Below are 15122 nucleotides of genomic sequence, written 5' to 3' on the forward strand. Positions count from 1 at the left end.
CGGGCCCCGCGAAACGAAGCAGGGGCGCCAGCGGCGCCTTTTTTAATGCCCCGACCGATAAGACTTCCTATCAGACCCTATGAGCGGTTGGAATCAAGAACGCATCCGGAATTTCTCCATCATCGCCCACATCGATCACGGCAAGTCGACGCTGGCCGATCGATTCATTCAGATTTGCGGTGGATTGGAAGAACGCGAGATGCAAGCGCAGGTGCTCGACTCGATGGACCTCGAGCGCGAACGCGGCATCACTATCAAAGCGCAGAGCGTAGCGCTGACCTACAAAGCGCGCGACGGCCTATTGTATCGCCTCAACATGATCGATACGCCCGGACACGTCGACTTTTCTTACGAAGTCTCGCGGTCGTTGACCGCCTGTGACGGTGCATTGCTGGTAGTCGACGCATCGCAGGGCGTGCAGGCGCAGACGGTCGCCAATTGTTATACCGCCGCCGAGCTCAATTTAGAAATTTTGCCGGTGCTGAACAAAATCGATCTGCCGGCGGCCGATCCGCAGCGTGCGATCAGCGAGATCGAGGACATCATCGGCATCGATGCCGGCCATGCAATACCGGTCAGTGCCAAGACCGGCGTTGGTGTACCGGAAATTCTCGAGGCCCTCATCGCTCGCATCCCGGCGCCGCGCGGCGATGCCGATGCGCCGCTCAAGGCGTTGATCATCGATTCCTGGTTCGATAATTACTTGGGCACCGTTTCGCTGGTGCGCGTCATGGAAGGACGGCTTGCGCCGCGCGACAAAATTCGCCTCATGGCTACCGGTCGCGATTATATCGCTGAGCAAATCGGTATCTTCACGCCGAAACGCAAGCCGGTTGAAGTCTTGGCGGCGGGCGAGGTCGGTTATGTGATCGCCGGTATCAAAGATGTACGCAGTGCCCGTGTCGGCGACACGATTACATTGGCGCATCGGCCGGCGGTGACGCCGTTGCCGGGTTTCAAAGAAATCAAGCCGCGCGTGTTCGCCGGCGTTTATCCGATCGAGGCGCATGACTACGACAACTTCCGCGATGCTCTCGGCAAGCTCTCGTTGAATGACGCGTCACTGAATTACGAGCCGGAGACATCGCAGGCGCTGGGTTTCGGTTTCCGTTGCGGCTTCCTCGGCATGCTGCATATGGAAATTATCCAAGAACGGTTGGAGCGCGAATACGGGCTGAACCTCATCACGACGGCGCCGACAGTGGTGTACGAAGTGGTCACGGCCAAGGCTGAGGTGTTGCGCGTCGAGAATCCAGCAAAGTTGCCCGACCCATCGCAAATCGAAGAAATTCGCGAGCCGATCATTCGCGCCACGATCTTGGTGCCGCAGGAATATGTTGGTGGTGTTATTGGTCTGTGTGTCGAGAAGCGCGGCGTGCAGAAAGACATGCTCTACCACGGCCGCCAGGCGATGTTGACTTACGAGTTGCCGCTGAACGAAGTCGTGCTCGATTTCTTCGATCGCTTGAAATCGGTCAGCCGCGGCTACGCCTCGTTCGACTACGAGCTCATCGAATTTCGTCCGTCCGATGTTTGCAAGCTTGACGTGCTGATCAACGGCGATAAAGTGGATGCATTGTCGGTGATTGTGCATCGGCAGCAGACCGACTATCGCGGTCGCGAGCTGGTCAAGAAGTTGCGCGAGCTCATTCCGCGGCAGATGTTCGACGTCGCCATTCAAGCGGCGATCGGTTCAAAGGTTATCGCTCGCGAGACCGTCAAAGCCTTGCGCAAGAACGTTACGGCAAAATGTTACGGCGGCGATATCTCGCGTAAACGTAAACTGCTGGAAAGACAGAAAGAAGGTAAAAAGCGCATGAAGCAATTAGGATCTGTCGAAATTCCGCAAGAAGCATTTCTCGCGGTACTGCGAGTGGACGACAAATAGCTATGGATTTTTCTCTCGTATTGTTCGTACTAGTGTGTGCCACCGGCTTGATCTGGGGGTTGGATCGGTTTGCGTGGGCGGGTGCACGTGCGCGTGCCGCTAAAGCCGCCGCCCAATCGGACGGCGACGATGCGGCGCGCCGAGCCGCTGCTAAAGAACCGCTTTATGTGGAATACGCGCGCGCGTTCTTCCCGGTTATCTTGATCGTGTTTCTGCTGCGTTCGTTCGTGGTCGAACCATTTCGGATTCCATCAGGTTCAATGTTGCCGAGTCTGCACATTGGCGACTTCATCCTCGTGAATAAATTTTCCTATGGCTTGCGTCTGCCGGTTATCAATAAAAAAATTATCCCAGTTGGCGATCCACAACGCGGCGATGTGATCGTGTTTCGCTTTCCGGGCGACGAGTCGGTTAACTATATCAAGCGGGTTATCGGTTTGCCCGGTGATCGCGTTGTCTATGAAGGCAAAAAAATCTACGTTAACGGCCGTCTAATGCCGTACGAACCGATCGGCCAATATACGGTTCAACAAAATGACGAACCGCAGTACAGCGCTGTCCGGAATCTGGAAAAGTTGGATGGTGTCGAACACGAAATACTCCTATCGTCGCGGGTCGATTTGACGCCGCCGCCGTTCGTTGTTCCGGCTGGGCATTATTTCGTGATGGGCGACAATCGCGACCACAGTAACGATAGTCGCTACTGGGGCTATGTCCCGCAGGAAAATCTCGTGGGCAAGGCGTTTCTTATCTGGTTCTCGTGTGACTACTCGCACCAGGGCGCTTGGCCTTGTCCGCGGGTTGCGTTTGACCGTATCGGCAACATCATTCACTGAGCTGCTACTATTGAATCAATCCAACCCGGGAGGTAGGTGCATGTCACGTGACCGGCAACGTGGGATGACGATGTGGGGCGCAATGTTTGTCATTGCTGTGTTTGCGTTCTTCATATTTATAGGCTTAAAGCTATTTCCGCCTTACATGACCGACTTTAAGATTGAAGCGGCGCTCAAGGAATTGGCCAAAAATCCCAATATCGGTTCGATGGACAAGGGGCAAATGGTCGAAAGCCTAAACAAGCATTTTGACATCGACAACATTAACGAGGTCAATCCTGCCAAAACTCTGGTTATCGAGAAGCGCGGCAAGAACAAAGCCATCCGCTTTGACTACGAGTTGGTGATTCCGCTTTTCTACAACATATCCGTGCTGCTCACTTTCGATCACTTGCACGAGGTGGCTGGGGTTAATGAATAAGGCGCAGTCTGAGCTCTGTCGCCGATTGAACTACACGTTCGCGGAGCCTGCGCTCCTCGAACGTGCGTTGACCCACCGTAGTCGCAGCGGCGACAACTACGAGCGTCTCGAATTTCTCGGCGATAGTGTCCTCAATTTTGTCGTTTCCGGCGATCTCTATAAACGTTTTCCCGAGTTGAGCGAAGGCGAGCTCACGCGTTTGCGTGCCAGTTTGGTAAAAAAAGAAACGCTGGCAGCGGTCGCGCGCGATTTGGTATTGGGCGATTCGCTGGTGTTGGGCAGCGGCGAGCTGAAAAGCGGCGGCTTCGACCGCGATTCCATCCTGGCCGACTCGCTGGAAGCGGTGTTCGGCGCGGTCTACATAGATCGCGGAATCGACAGTGCTCGCGAATTGATACTGCAGTTGCTGGCCCCGCATTTTGGGCGGCTCGATCCGCGCGCCATCCCTAAAGATCCGAAGACGCGGTTGCAAGAGTATTTGCAAAAGCAATCGGTGCCGTTGCCGATTTATAATGTGTTGCAGATCGCCGGTGATCCGCATAATCAGCTTTTTATTGTGGAATGCCAGGTGCCGGAGCTTTCGCTGACCACGCGCGGCGAAGGCAGCACCCGCCGCGCCGCCGAACAACAAGCGGCACAAACCGCGTACGAGAGAATTTCTAAGCAGTGAGCGACCCATCCTTCCGTAGCGGTATCGTTACCCTCATCGGCCGACCCAACGTCGGCAAATCCACGCTGCTCAATCGCTTGGTCGGCGAAAAAATCAGCATTACTTCGCGACGACCGCAAACGACGCGGCACCGTATCCTCGGCATCAAAACCACCGATACGGCGCAAATGGTCTATGTCGATACGCCCGGCCTGCATGCACCGGAAGGCCGACAGCTCAATCGTTATATGTCGAAGCTCGCTAGCGGCAGTGTCGAAGGTGTCGATTGCGTGGTGCTGGTGATCGGTGCCGAGGGTTGGCGCCCGGAAGATGACTCGGCACTCGTGGTCGCGCAACGATTGACGATCCCGGTGATTTTGGCGATCAACAAGATCGACCGGATGAAGAACCAAAAGCAATTATTGCCGTTGATTCAGACATCGTCGGAACGCATGTTGTTCAACGAGATCGTGCCGTTGTCGGCGCGCAATGGCGAGGGCGTCGAAGAGCTCGAGCGTGTGTTGTTAACTTACTTTCCGGAACAGCCGCCAATCTATCCGCCGGAGCAGCGCACCGATAAAAGCGAGCGGTTTCTGGCAAGCGAGATCGTGCGCGAACAGATTTACAGCAACTACGGACAGGAATTGCCGTATGTCACGACCGTCGAAGTGACGCGCTTCACGCGAGTGAAGGGCAAACTCCAAGTAGAAGCCGTCATTTGGGCGGAGCGCGAAGGGCAGAAGGCGATTCTCATCGGCGCCGGCGGTGAACGTATGAAGCAGGTCGGCATACGCGCGCGCCAAGCGATGGAGAAACGTTACGGTGTTAAGGTGAATCTACGGTTGTGGGTACGCGTGCGCGAAGGTTGGTCCGACGATGCGCGGGCGATGCAACGCTTGGGTTATCAAGAGGACTCGGGTTGATGCGCGAGCAGCAACAGCCGGCATTCGTGTTACATCAGCGCAACTATACCGAGACTAGTTTACTGCTCGAGGTCTATACACGTCAGCACGGTCGTGTCGGCTTGATTGCCAAGGGCGCGCGTCGCCCGACTAGCCGCTTGCGCGGTGTACTAAAACCGTTTCAACCATTGTTATTAAGTTGGAGTGGCCGCGGTGAGTTGATGTCGTTGACCGGTGCCGAGATAGAGGGTGTCGGTGTCGAGCTGATCGGTACGGGACTCTACTGCGGTTTTTATCTGAATGAGTTGTTGCTGCGATTGTTGCAGCGACTCGATGCGCATGAGCGGCTTTACGATCGTTATCGTGCCGCGCTCGACGGTCTGCGCGTGTCGCCGTCAGAAGCTGTGTTGCGGGTTTTTGAAAAGCACTTGCTCGGTGAGGTCGGCTACGGTTTGTTGCTTGAGCATGAAGCCGGAAGCCACGATCCGATCGATCCGAACGCCGTTTACGATTACATCTTGGAGCGTGGACCGATGCGCGTGCATCACCCGGAGCTGTTGTCGCGGGTGCAAGGCGTACGAATTCGTGGCGCTAGCCTATTGGCGCTCGCCGGCGAGCAGCTCGACGATGCGGTAGCGTTGCGCGAGACCAAAGCGTTGATGCGAGCCGCACTAGCGCCGCATTTGGGAGACAAGCCGTTACAGAGCCGGCGGCTGTTCGGTGAGCGCACGCCGGCGCTGGTGCAAGAAGAAAGTGCGTGATCGAGCTTGGCGTAAATTTCGATGGTGTGAGGCGGTGACGCCGTGATCTTCGGTATCGGCACCGATATCGTACAAGTGGTACGGCTGCAGCAAGGCCTTGATCGATTTGGCGAGCGATTCGCCGCGCGTATTTTGTCCGACAACGAATTGATCGAGTTTCGCGATCATGCCAGACCGGCAAACTTTTTGGCGCGCCGTTTTGCCGCGAAGGAGGCGGCGGCTAAGGCGATGGGTACCGGTTTTCGCGATGGATTGAGCTTACGTCAAATCAGCGTAGCGCACGATGCGAATGGGAAGCCGATAGTGGAATTTAGCGGACGCGCGCTCGAGTTCGTGGCGGCCAGGAAAATTCAGGCAGTACATCTGAGCATCAGCGACGAGAGCGACTATGCGGTTGCTTTCGTCATCTTCGAAACCGCTCGAGTCTAGTGAAAAATAATGCCGATGCCAAAGTGCACATTCGGGTCAGCGGCTCGTGGTTGGCTTATCGGCCAGAGATGTAATTGCTCGGCCTGCAATACCGGATAAACGTAAGCCGCTTCGCCGACCTTTCCGTTATGTGTACCTGCCGTTGTTCCGATCGCACTGATTAGCCGCCCCGGTCGGAAATCCGCCGTCTCTAGATAGCCTTCCTTGGAAATAATAAAGCGATGTTGTGGTGCATTATTTGTATCGGGCCGCGCCGAGCGGTCGAGCGGGTAGCCCAATACCTCGATCTCGGTGACGTCCTTGCGATTGTTGCTGTTAATGATCATTCCACCCCATGTCACACGTTGTCCGCGGGTGGTATCGCCCTTAGCGAGTACGGCATCGGGCGTAAGCTCTTTGTCGATGCCCGTAAGATCGAACGGTGGGCTCGCGCACGCGCTTAGGAGGACAACACATAGAAGGATCCAGGCTTTTTGCATCGTATCAACGCCGATAAGGATAAAACGGATAGGGGTCATACCAACCCGGGTAGGGTCGTGACGGCCAGAAAGGGTCGTACGCGAAAGGATCGCGATAGTAGGACGGCTCGCGTACGTCTACTCGTGGTTCCCATAAGTAAACGGCATCCGCTTTAATGACAACATACTTATAAGGATGCTCGCCAATCGGCTTCGTCATCGGTTGCTCGATGCTGCCGCCGACGGTGACTTCGCGGCCGCTTGTATAAATCGCTGGATCAAGAAAGCGATCGACCCGCACTAAAAAGCGTCCGTGGCTTTCACGGGTGACTCGTGGCCGTCCAAAGCGGTCGAGCGGATAGGCAACGATATCGAGCCGGGTCTCCTCCGGACGATTTTCTACCGCGGCAATGGTCCCGCCCCAGCGGACGCGTTGGCCAATGTAGGCGCTCGTGTTCTGGCGGGCTTCCGGCAGGGCGACTGCTGCCCCCGGCTGACGCAATGTTTCTGGCAACGGTGAGGTGCAGGCCGAGAGCAGTAGAAGCAGAAAAATCAGCAGTACGCGCATTGCGTCAGTATACCGTTGCGGCTAGCGCGATTGAGGCGTAGTGAGCAGGGGATTGGTCGAGCGATCGACTTTTGGGAGGAGAAGTAAGGGCCACAAGATTGCGGCCCTTAACTGGCAATTGGCTCCCCGGGAGGGATTCGAACCCCCGACCAGGTGATTAACAGTCACCTGCTCTACCACTGAGCTACCGAGGAAGGGCGCGTATATTAAGGGCAGGGGTTTCGTACGGTCAAGAACAACGTACTTTCTCATTCCCGGTTTTTTTGGAAATGTAGGACCGGCCGGCAACATTGATAACAACATAACGGCCAAGGCCCTTCCCCGAGGGGTCGCACAGCGCGAAAGTCCTATTAAGAACGCTTCCGTGCAATGTTCCTGAGGGCAGGTAGGTGAGCTGCTTTTCGTTGTTGCTTGCCTTAAACGTAATTTGTTTCGTATCGATCTCGTGTATCTGCACTACCTCACCGGCGTCGGCATCGTTGTTATGGTTAGCATCGACATACATTAGCCAAGTGGGTTGTTGCCAGGCATCTGTCGAAGCGCATCTCGCGTGGCCGGCGCTCGGACAAATCTTTACCTCGGTTTGGCGTCGGATGGCTTCACTGCGTGCCAAATTGATGTAACCGACGATGCCGTTCGCGGATGTGCTGATGGCGGTGTCTTTTAGCAGCGAAGCGAAACTGACCGAGCCGACGGCCAACGCGCTGCTTATCGCTAATGTGGTCATCAGTTCGGACAGGGTAAACCCACGTTCGGCGAATGATGGGCAAAAGGGGGATGAATACGACACATTCGAAGTGGTCCGGAACACGCTAGTTCCTCCCGTGGCGCACGCGTCAGCGTGCTTGTTGTTTGCGTGAAACTCGGCAGGACGCGATCTTCCCTGCTGCGCGCATTATGTTGCCACACAGGATTCGATCAATCGTACTTTGGTGCTGGACGAACCGGTTTTTGTAGAAGATGTATCGCGATGTGAAAATTATTTTCTGCGATCCAGAGAATTTTTTTACGACAAGAACGAGAAGAAGATGGTGGAGTGGGGAGGATAGAAGAAACTACTCTCATTGCGACGCGCGGGTAAGGCGCGTCGCAATGAGTGACTCGCTGTTAAGCACGACCGAGGAACTGCTCCAGACGATTTAGCGCAGACTCAAGCGCCTTGAGTGACGTGGCGAATGACAGGCGTTGGTAGCCTTCGGCGCCGAACGCCGAGCCCGGCACTAGCGCGACGCCGACCTGCTCGAGGATTTGTTCGGCGATGGCGACATCGTTTGCCGCACCCATATTGGCGATCGCTTGACGGAAATCGGGGAACGCATAGAACGCGCCTTCGGACGGCAGACAGCGAACGCCACGGAGATGATTCAGTCGTTCGACAACGTAGTCGTGACGTTCTTTAAAAGCTTTCAGCATTGGCACCATGCAGCTCTGGTCGCCGGCCAACGCCGCTTCGGCGGCGACTTGGGAAATCGATGTCGGGTTTGACGTGCTTTGCGATTGCACGTTGGTCATCGCCGTGATCAGCGGTTTCGGGCCGGCGCAATAACCGATACGCCAACCCGTCATCGCATACGCCTTCGACACGCCATTTAGCACGATGGTCCGTTCCAGCAGGTCGGGGCAGGCGTTAAGAATATTGACGAACCGCTCCTTGGTATAAAGGATGTGCTCATACATGTCATCGGTAGCAATGAACACATGCGGATGACGCCGCAGCACGTCGCCGAGCGCCGCGAGTTCGGCACGCGAGTAGACGCTGCCGGTTGGGTTAGACGGGCTGTTGATGACTAGCAACTTCGTACGCGGGGTGATCGCGGCTTCGAGTTGTTTCGGTGTGATCTTGAAGGACTGTTCGATGCCGGCTTGAACAATGACCGGCGTAGCGTCGGCCAACACGACCATATCGGGATACGACACCCAGTAGGGTGCCGGGATGATGACCTCGTCGCCTTCTTCGAGGAACGCCTGCGCCAAGTTAAAGAAGCTCTGTTTGCCGCCGACCGAGACCAACACCTGATCCGGCGTGAACTTCAGACCGTTGTCACGCTCGAATTTGGCGATGATCGCGCGCTTCAAGCCGGCGGTGCCGTCGACCGCAGTGTATTTCGTGAAGCCGTCGTTGATGGCCTTAATCGCCGCTTCTTTGATATGCGCGGGGGTGTCGAAATCGGGCTCGCCGGCGCCGAGGCCGATAACATCTTTGCCCTGAGCCTTGAGGGCAGCAGCACGGGCGGTAACGGCGAGAGTGGGCGACGGCTTGATGCGGCCGACGCGGGTCGCAAGGCGTAGGGTGGACAAGGTAATTCCTCGAACGATTTATATGGGAAACGGCGGTAATATACCCGATCTTACAAACGGCGCGCATCGTGCGTGCCATCGACTCGCCTCCCTCTCCCACCGGGAGAGGGAATGAGGGTGAGGGATGCCAAGGTTCAGCAATGTGCTGATTCAAGCAACCCTCACCCCATCCCTCTCCCGGTGGGAGAGGGGGAGTAGGTTCGCTGATGCGACTATTTAGGATTTGAGAGATGAGCGGTCCCTTCCAGCTTGCCAGCCCATTCCCGCCGGCAGGCGATCAACCACAGGCGATAACGGCGCTGGTCGGCGGGCTTGCGCGCGGCGAGGCGTATCAGACGTTGCTCGGTGTGACCGGCTCCGGCAAGACGTTTACCGTCGCCAACGTCATCCAGCAGGTACAGCGACCAGCGTTGGTCCTAGCGCCTAACAAGACCCTGGCGGCACAGCTTTATTCGGAAATGCGCGATTTCTTTCCGAACAATGCGGTCGAGTACTTTGTCTCGTACTACGACTACTACCAGCCCGAGGCTTACGTCCCGTCGTCCGATACCTATATTGAGAAAGACTCGTCGATCAACGAGCACATCGAGCAGATGCGGTTGTCGGCGACCAAAGCGCTGCTCGAACGGCCGGATGCGATCATCGTCGGCACGGTTTCCGCCATTTATGGTCTTGGCGATCCAGAGACGTATCACGCGATGGTGATGCACCTGAAGCGCGGTGCGCCGATGGAACAGCGGGCGATACTGAAGCGCCTGGCCGATATGCAGTACACGCGTAACGATCTCGAGTTACAGCGCGGCACGTTTCGCGTGCACGGCGATGTCATCGATATTTTCCCGGCCGAATCGGAACGCTTTGCGGTACGGGTAGAGTTGTTCGGCGACGAAATAGAAAAAATTACCGAGTTCGATCCGCTCACCGGCGAAGCGACCGCGCCGCTGACGCGCAGCACGATCTACCCAAAGAGCCATTACGTCACCGGCCGCGAGACCATTCTCAAGGCGATTAATCAGATCAGTGAAGATCTGCGCCTGCGGCTCGCGGAATTGCGCACGCATAACAAATTGGTGGAAGCGCAGCGGCTCGAGAGCCGCACGCTTTATGACCTCGAAATGATGCGCGAAGTCGGCTATTGCAACGGCATTGAGAACTATTCGCGCTATCTTTCCGGCCGCAAGCCGGGTGAGCCGCCGCCGACGTTGATCGACTACTTGCCCGATAACGCGCTCATGGTGATCGATGAGAGCCACGTTACGATTCCGCAGCTTGGCGGTATGTACAAAGGTGATCGCTCGCGTAAGGAAACGTTAGTGGAGTACGGTTTTCGCTTACCGTCGGCGTTAGACAATCGACCGCTGCGTTTCGAGGAATTCGAGCGATTGGTATCGCAAGCTATCTTCGTGTCGGCGACGCCGGGCGCGTATGAGCTACAGCACTGTGGCGGCGTAGTGATCGACCAGGTGGTGCGCCCCACGGGTCTGATCGATCCGGAAATCGAGGTGCGTCCGGTTACGGCCCAGGTTGATGATTTGTTGTCGGAGATCCGAATCCGAGTAGCGGCGAAAGAACGTGTACTCGTGACGACGTTGACGAAGCGCATGGCTGAGGATCTCACCGAGTACTTGTCGGAGCACAGCGTGAAAGTGCGTTACCTGCATTCCGATATCGATACGGTCGAGCGGGCCGAAATTATTCGCGACCTACGGGCCGGTGTGTTTGACGTCATCGTCGGCATCAATCTATTGCGCGAAGGGTTGGATCTGCCCGAAGTCTCGCTGGTTGCAATCCTGGACGCCGACAAAGAAGGGTTCCTGCGTTCAACTCGTTCGCTGATCCAGACGACCGGGCGTGCCGCACGAAATATCAATGGCAAGGTGATCATGTATGCCGCCCGCATCACCGATTCGATGCGGGCGGCGATCGACGAAACTAGCCGGCGCCGCCAAAAGCAGATTATCCATAATGCCGAACGCGGAATCACACCGCGTGGCATCGTCAAAGAGATCAAAGAGATTATCGACGGGGTACATTTCGGGCGTCCGGGAGCGAAGGGCGGGGCGAATGCGTCGCTGATGGCGGCCGAAGACAGTGCTGAGTACATAAGTTTGACTCCGCAGGCATTGGCCAAGCGCCTCAACCAGCTGGAAAAACAGATGCACAAGCACGCTCGCAATCTGGAGTTTGAGCAGGCGGCTGCTGTCCGCGACAAGATTCGGGTGGTGCGCGAGCAGAGCTTCGGCGTGGTGCCAGGTGCGGCTGCCGCGGCGGGAAAAAAGTGAGACGAAGGGCTTAAGCTTCTTGTTAGCCTCTGCCTCGTTGTGCTATTTTCGCCACCGTCCAATAGGCGCGTAGCTCAGTGGTAGAGCACTACCTTGACATGGTAGTGGTCGGTGGTTCGATCCCACTCGCGCCTACCAACTTTTTGAAAGATACGTTCGAGAATAATCTTCACCCACATGCGGCCCCTCGTATCGGTCGCCACTGAGTTAAAGGGTCTGCTGATATGCCAGTTATTACTCTGCCTGACGGCAGCCAGCGTCAATATCCCCAACCTGTTAGCGTCGCCGAAATAGCCGCCAGTATTGGTGCTGGTCTTGCGAAAGCGGCACTCGCCGGCAAGGTCAACGGCAAGGTTGTCGATACCTCTTATACCGTTAATGACGACGCGGTGGTGACAATCGTCACCGATCGTGATCCTGCCGGGATCGAAGTCCTGCGGCATTCGACGGCGCACCTGCTCGCACAGGCCGTCAAAGAACTGTTTCCGGAAGCGCAGGTCACCATCGGTCCGGTCATCGAAGATGGCTTCTACTACGACTTCGCCTTCAAGCGTGGTTTTACCGAAGAGGACTTGGCGAAGATCGAAGAGCGCATGCGTGAAATCGTTAAGCGCAACTATCCGGTTAGTCGCACGGTAATGCCGCGCGATGAGGCGGTGAAGTTCTTCCGCGACCTGGGCGAGGAGTACAAGGCGCGCATCATCGAGAGTATCCCGGCGAACGAAGATTTATCGTTATACCGCCAAGGCGATTTTATCGATCTGTGCCGTGGGCCACATGTACCGGCTACCGGTAAGCTGCGCGCTTTCAAGCTGATGAAAGTCGCTGGCGCTTACTGGCGCGGTGATTCGCGCAATGAAATGCTGGCGCGTATTTACGGCACGACTTGGGCGAACGACGACCAGCTCAAGACGTATCTGCATCGTATCGAAGAAGCGGAAAAGCGTGACCATCGCAAGCTAGGCCGTGCGCTCGACCTGTTCCATATGCAGGAAGAGGCGCCGGGCATGGTGTTTTGGCACGAACGCGGCTGGCGCTTGTATCAAACGGTCGTGCAGTACATGAGCGAGCTTTGGCGCGCGAATAGTTATCGTGAAATTCGCACACCGCAGCTGGTCGATCGCTCGTTGTGGGAACGGTCCGGGCATTGGGAAAAATTCCATGCCGACATGTTCATCACCGAGTCGGAAAAGCGGCTGTACGCGATCAAGCCGATGAACTGCCCGTGCCACATCCAGGTATATAACCAGGGACTCAAAAGCTATCGCGATCTGCCATTTCGTCTGGCGGAGTTCGGTGCTTGCCATCGCAATGAACAATCCGGCGCACTGCATGGATTAATGCGGGTGCGCAGCTTTGTGCAGGACGACGCCCATATCTTCTGCACCGACGAGCAGATCCAGCCGGAGGTGTCGACCTTTATCGACATGCTGCATAAGGTCTATGCCGACTTTGGCTTCAAGGACGTCATCTACAAGCTTGCCACCCGCCCGGTAAATCGAATTGGTTCCGACGAGAGCTGGGATAAAGCAGAGAAGGCACTGGCGCAAGCGCTCGATAGCCGTGGGCTACCGTGGGACGAAAAACCGGGGGAGGGCGCATTTTACGGCCCCAAGATCGAATTTACCCTGAAAGACTCCATCGGCCGGTTATGGCAGTGCGGCACCATCCAAGTTGACTTTTCCATGCCGGGCCGTTTGGGGGCGCACTACATCGCCGAGGACGGCTCTAAGCAGGTCCCAGTCATGCTGCATCGGGCGATTTTGGGCTCGCTGGAGCGTTTTATCGGTATTTTGATCGAAGAATACGCCGGTTTGTTCCCAGCTTGGCTCGCCCCGGTGCAGGTCGCGGTTCTGACTATTACCGACGCCCAGGCCGATTATGCCCGTCAGATTGAGACGAATCTTAAAAATCAGGGCCTGAGGGTCGATGCTGACTTGAGAAACGAGAAAATCGGCTTTAAAATCCGCGAGCATACCTTGCAGCGCATTCCGTACTTACTTGTCTTAGGCAAGCGAGAGGCGCTCGATGGTACCGTTGCCGTGCGCACGCGTAAGGGTGAAGACTTGGGCGTGATGACGCTCGAAGCTTTCAGAGAGCGTCTCACCCAAGACATCGCGGGCCGCGGCGTTAATATTTTTGGAGGGTAGTAAACATCGCGTCGGATAAAGAGTTACGTATAAACGGGCGGATCAACGCCCCGAAGGTTCGGCTTATCGGTGCTGATGGTCAACAAGTCGGCATCGTCTCCATCCAGGAGGCCTTACGAGCAGCGGAAGAAGCTGAGATGGATTTGGTCGAGATTTCTCCTCAGGCCGCTCCACCCGTTTGCCGCGTGATGAATTTTGGTAAATTTCAGTACGAGGAAAGTAAACGCAGGCACGCGGCCAAAAAGAAGCAGAAGCAAATTCAGGTCAAGGAAGTTAAGTTTCGTCCCGGGACGGACATCGGAGATTATCAGGTCAAACTACGCAACCTGATACGTTTCCTTGAGAGTGGGGACAAAGCGAAGATCACCCTGCGATTCCGCGGTCGGGAGATGGCCCATCAAGAACTGGGCATGCAACTCCTGCAGCGGGTCGAAGCGGACCTTAAAGAGGTTGGTGCTGTTGAACAGCATCCGCGTTTAGAAGGTCGGCAGATGGTAATGATCATCGGCCCCATAAAGCGTTAATCACTGTAGTGCCCACTTAAAATAATTTAGTGGGCGCGAGAATGCGGAGTAGTAGAAATGCCTAAGTTAAAAACCAACCGCGCAGCGGCTAAGCGGTTCAAGTCCACTGCGGGCGGCGGATTCAAGCGTGCTCGTTCGCACCTGCGCCACATCCTCACCAAGAAGACGTCCAAGCGTAAGCGTCAGCTGCGCGGTACGACCATGGTCCACGCGACCGATGTGGGTCGTTTGCGTCAACTGTTGCCGCACGCGTAGAGGAGAGTGAACGATGCCACGCGTTAAACGAGGAGTTACCAGCGGCGCCCGCCATAAGAAAATTCTGGCGCGCGCGAAGGGCTTTTACAACGCCCGCCGCAAAAACATAAAGACCGCGAAGCAGGCGGTCATGAAGGCCGATCAGTACGCCTACCGTGATCGTAGGGTCCGCAAGCGCGAGTTCCGCGCGTTGTGGATCGCGCGTATCAATGCCGGCGCGCGCGAGTGCGGTCTTTCCTATAGTCGATTTATGAATGGTCTGAAAAAGGCCGCGATCACCGTCGACCGCAAGGTCTTGGCGGATATCGCGGTGCACGACAAACAGACCTTTTCCGCACTGGCCGATAAAGCCAAATCTGCGCTGGCGAGCTAACCGCTCGCTGCTAGATTAATGTGGAGCGCAAGGGAAAGGTCCCTGACCTTTCCCTTTTTTTATTCTTATTGAAGATTCTCACCAACTCCTCCTCCCCCTCAGGGGGGCGAGACAGGGGTTTCGCGGATGCACGTTAAGTGCATCCGCGCTGTCGAGCGGGTGCGCACGGTTTCGCGCACCCTGGGCGGAAACAAGAGGTGGGGGTGGGTTCAAGCGAAGGGGGCGGAGCTTAAGCGACGCATGCAAACCCATTCCCACCCCGACCCTCCCCCTGAGGGGGAGGGAGTCTCGGAGGTGACCAAGTATGGGTACAGGTAGTTACGGAACA

Annotated in this window: 16 protein-coding genes and 2 tRNA genes; 13 read left to right on the plus strand and 5 right to left on the minus strand. The window is 56.2% G+C overall.

What is annotated here, in order from left to right; genetic code table 11:
• The first annotated feature begins 79 nt into the window (after nucleotides 1–79).
• Genes lepA through HY308_10000 form a run of 7 tightly spaced genes read left to right on the plus strand, consistent with a single transcriptional unit; the run spans nucleotide 80 to nucleotide 5886 of the window.
• Nucleotides 80–1888, plus strand: coding sequence for an elongation factor 4 (lepA, locus tag HY308_09970; protein MBI3898609.1), 1809 nt, complete (start codon nucleotides 80–82; stop codon nucleotides 1886–1888).
• Nucleotides 1889–1890: 2 nt separating this feature from the next.
• The gene (gene lepB, locus HY308_09975; GenBank protein MBI3898610.1) at nucleotides 1891–2724 is read left to right on the plus strand and encodes a signal peptidase I; all 834 of its coding nucleotides are present in this window, start codon (nucleotides 1891–1893) and stop codon (nucleotides 2722–2724) included.
• Between the two features lie 40 nt (nucleotides 2725–2764).
• A complete protein-coding gene (locus HY308_09980) occupies nucleotides 2765–3145 on the plus strand; it encodes a DUF4845 domain-containing protein (protein MBI3898611.1) in 381 nt (126 codons plus the stop codon).
• Entirely contained in the window at nucleotides 3138–3815 is a 678-nt protein-coding gene (gene rnc / locus HY308_09985) for a ribonuclease III (protein ID MBI3898612.1), read from the plus strand. Before HY308_09980 ends, rnc begins: the two co-directional genes overlap by 8 nt.
• A complete protein-coding gene (gene era / locus HY308_09990; GenBank protein ID MBI3898613.1) occupies nucleotides 3812–4717 on the plus strand; it encodes a GTPase Era in 906 nt (301 codons plus the stop codon). The genes rnc and era overlap by 4 nt, the downstream gene beginning before the upstream one ends.
• Nucleotides 4717–5457 carry a DNA repair protein RecO gene (recO, locus tag HY308_09995; protein MBI3898614.1) on the plus strand — a complete coding sequence of 247 codons (741 nt, stop codon included), beginning with the start codon at nucleotides 4717–4719 and terminating at the stop codon, nucleotides 5455–5457. Before era ends, recO begins: the two co-directional genes overlap by 1 nt.
• 42 nt (nucleotides 5458–5499) lie before the next feature.
• Entirely contained in the window at nucleotides 5500–5886 is a 387-nt protein-coding gene (locus HY308_10000) for a holo-ACP synthase (GenBank protein ID MBI3898615.1), read from the plus strand.
• Here HY308_10000 and HY308_10005 read toward each other — a convergent pair.
• The 5 genes from HY308_10005 to HY308_10025 all read right to left on the minus strand — a co-directional run bounded on the left by HY308_10005 (nucleotide 5883) and on the right by HY308_10025 (nucleotide 9210).
• Entirely contained in the window at nucleotides 5883–6365 is a 483-nt protein-coding gene (locus HY308_10005) for a Slp family lipoprotein (protein ID MBI3898616.1), read from the minus strand. The two genes, HY308_10000 and HY308_10005, sit on opposite strands and share 4 nt — an antisense overlap.
• A gap of 4 nt (nucleotides 6366–6369) precedes the next feature.
• Complete coding sequence (locus HY308_10010; GenBank protein MBI3898617.1) at nucleotides 6370–6912, minus strand: Slp family lipoprotein; 543 nt, start codon at nucleotides 6910–6912, stop codon at nucleotides 6370–6372.
• Nucleotides 6913–7031: 119 nt separating this feature from the next.
• Nucleotides 7032–7106, minus strand: a tRNA-Asn gene (locus tag HY308_10015).
• A 35-nt stretch (nucleotides 7107–7141) separates the two neighbouring features.
• Nucleotides 7142–7639, minus strand: a complete 498-nt coding sequence (locus HY308_10020; protein MBI3898618.1) for a GspH/FimT family pseudopilin — start codon at nucleotides 7637–7639, stop codon at nucleotides 7142–7144.
• Nucleotides 7640–8019: 380 nt separating this feature from the next.
• Nucleotides 8020–9210, minus strand: a complete 1191-nt coding sequence (locus HY308_10025) for a pyridoxal phosphate-dependent aminotransferase (protein ID MBI3898619.1) — start codon at nucleotides 9208–9210, stop codon at nucleotides 8020–8022.
• Between the two features lie 230 nt (nucleotides 9211–9440).
• Here HY308_10025 and uvrB point away from each other — a divergent pair, with 230 nt between their 5' ends.
• From uvrB to rplT, 6 genes are all read left to right on the plus strand, one after another.
• Nucleotides 9441–11492, plus strand: coding sequence for an excinuclease ABC subunit UvrB (gene uvrB, locus HY308_10030; GenBank protein MBI3898620.1), 2052 nt, complete (start codon nucleotides 9441–9443; stop codon nucleotides 11490–11492).
• A gap of 63 nt (nucleotides 11493–11555) precedes the next feature.
• Nucleotides 11556–11630, plus strand: a tRNA-Val gene (locus HY308_10035).
• An 86-nt stretch (nucleotides 11631–11716) separates the two neighbouring features.
• A complete protein-coding gene (gene thrS, locus HY308_10040) occupies nucleotides 11717–13642 on the plus strand; it encodes a threonine--tRNA ligase (protein MBI3898621.1) in 1926 nt (641 codons plus the stop codon).
• Between the two features lie 5 nt (nucleotides 13643–13647).
• Nucleotides 13648–14166, plus strand: a complete 519-nt coding sequence (gene infC / locus HY308_10045; GenBank protein MBI3898622.1) for a translation initiation factor IF-3 — start codon at nucleotides 13648–13650, stop codon at nucleotides 14164–14166.
• 57 nt (nucleotides 14167–14223) lie between these two features.
• Entirely contained in the window at nucleotides 14224–14421 is a 198-nt protein-coding gene (gene rpmI / locus HY308_10050; GenBank protein ID MBI3898623.1) for a 50S ribosomal protein L35, read from the plus strand.
• A 13-nt stretch (nucleotides 14422–14434) separates the two neighbouring features.
• The gene (rplT, locus tag HY308_10055) at nucleotides 14435–14794 is read left to right on the plus strand and encodes a 50S ribosomal protein L20 (protein ID MBI3898624.1); all 360 of its coding nucleotides are present in this window, start codon (nucleotides 14435–14437) and stop codon (nucleotides 14792–14794) included.
• The last annotated feature ends 328 nt before the right edge of the window (nucleotides 14795–15122 follow it).

The organism is Gammaproteobacteria bacterium, assembly GCA_016199745.1.
In the GTDB taxonomy this organism is placed as follows: domain Bacteria; phylum Pseudomonadota; class Gammaproteobacteria; order Acidiferrobacterales; family Sulfurifustaceae; genus JACQFZ01.

What these genes read in the sequence shown, in the direction of transcription:
- rpmI (MBI3898623.1), top strand. Translation starts at nt 14,224, where the DNA reads ATGCCTAAGTTAAAAACCAACCGCGCAGCGGCTAAGCGGTTCAAGTCC.
- recO (MBI3898614.1), top strand. Translation starts at nt 4,717, where the DNA reads ATGCGCGAGCAGCAACAGCCGGCATTCGTGTTACATCAGCGCAACTAT.
- rplT (MBI3898624.1), top strand. Translation starts at nt 14,435, where the DNA reads ATGCCACGCGTTAAACGAGGAGTTACCAGCGGCGCCCGCCATAAGAAA.
- thrS (MBI3898621.1), top strand. Translation starts at nt 11,717, where the DNA reads ATGCCAGTTATTACTCTGCCTGACGGCAGCCAGCGTCAATATCCCCAA.
- HY308_10020 (MBI3898618.1), bottom strand. Translation starts at nt 7,639, where the DNA reads ATGACCACATTAGCGATAAGCAGCGCGTTGGCCGTCGGCTCGGTCAGT.
- uvrB (MBI3898620.1), top strand. Translation starts at nt 9,441, where the DNA reads ATGAGCGGTCCCTTCCAGCTTGCCAGCCCATTCCCGCCGGCAGGCGAT.
- lepA (MBI3898609.1), top strand. Translation starts at nt 80, where the DNA reads ATGAGCGGTTGGAATCAAGAACGCATCCGGAATTTCTCCATCATCGCC.
- HY308_10005 (MBI3898616.1), bottom strand. Translation starts at nt 6,365, where the DNA reads ATGCAAAAAGCCTGGATCCTTCTATGTGTTGTCCTCCTAAGCGCGTGC.
- lepB (MBI3898610.1), top strand. Translation starts at nt 1,891, where the DNA reads ATGGATTTTTCTCTCGTATTGTTCGTACTAGTGTGTGCCACCGGCTTG.
- HY308_09980 (MBI3898611.1), top strand. Translation starts at nt 2,765, where the DNA reads ATGTCACGTGACCGGCAACGTGGGATGACGATGTGGGGCGCAATGTTT.
- HY308_10010 (MBI3898617.1), bottom strand. Translation starts at nt 6,912, where the DNA reads ATGCGCGTACTGCTGATTTTTCTGCTTCTACTGCTCTCGGCCTGCACC.
- rnc (MBI3898612.1), top strand. Translation starts at nt 3,138, where the DNA reads ATGAATAAGGCGCAGTCTGAGCTCTGTCGCCGATTGAACTACACGTTC.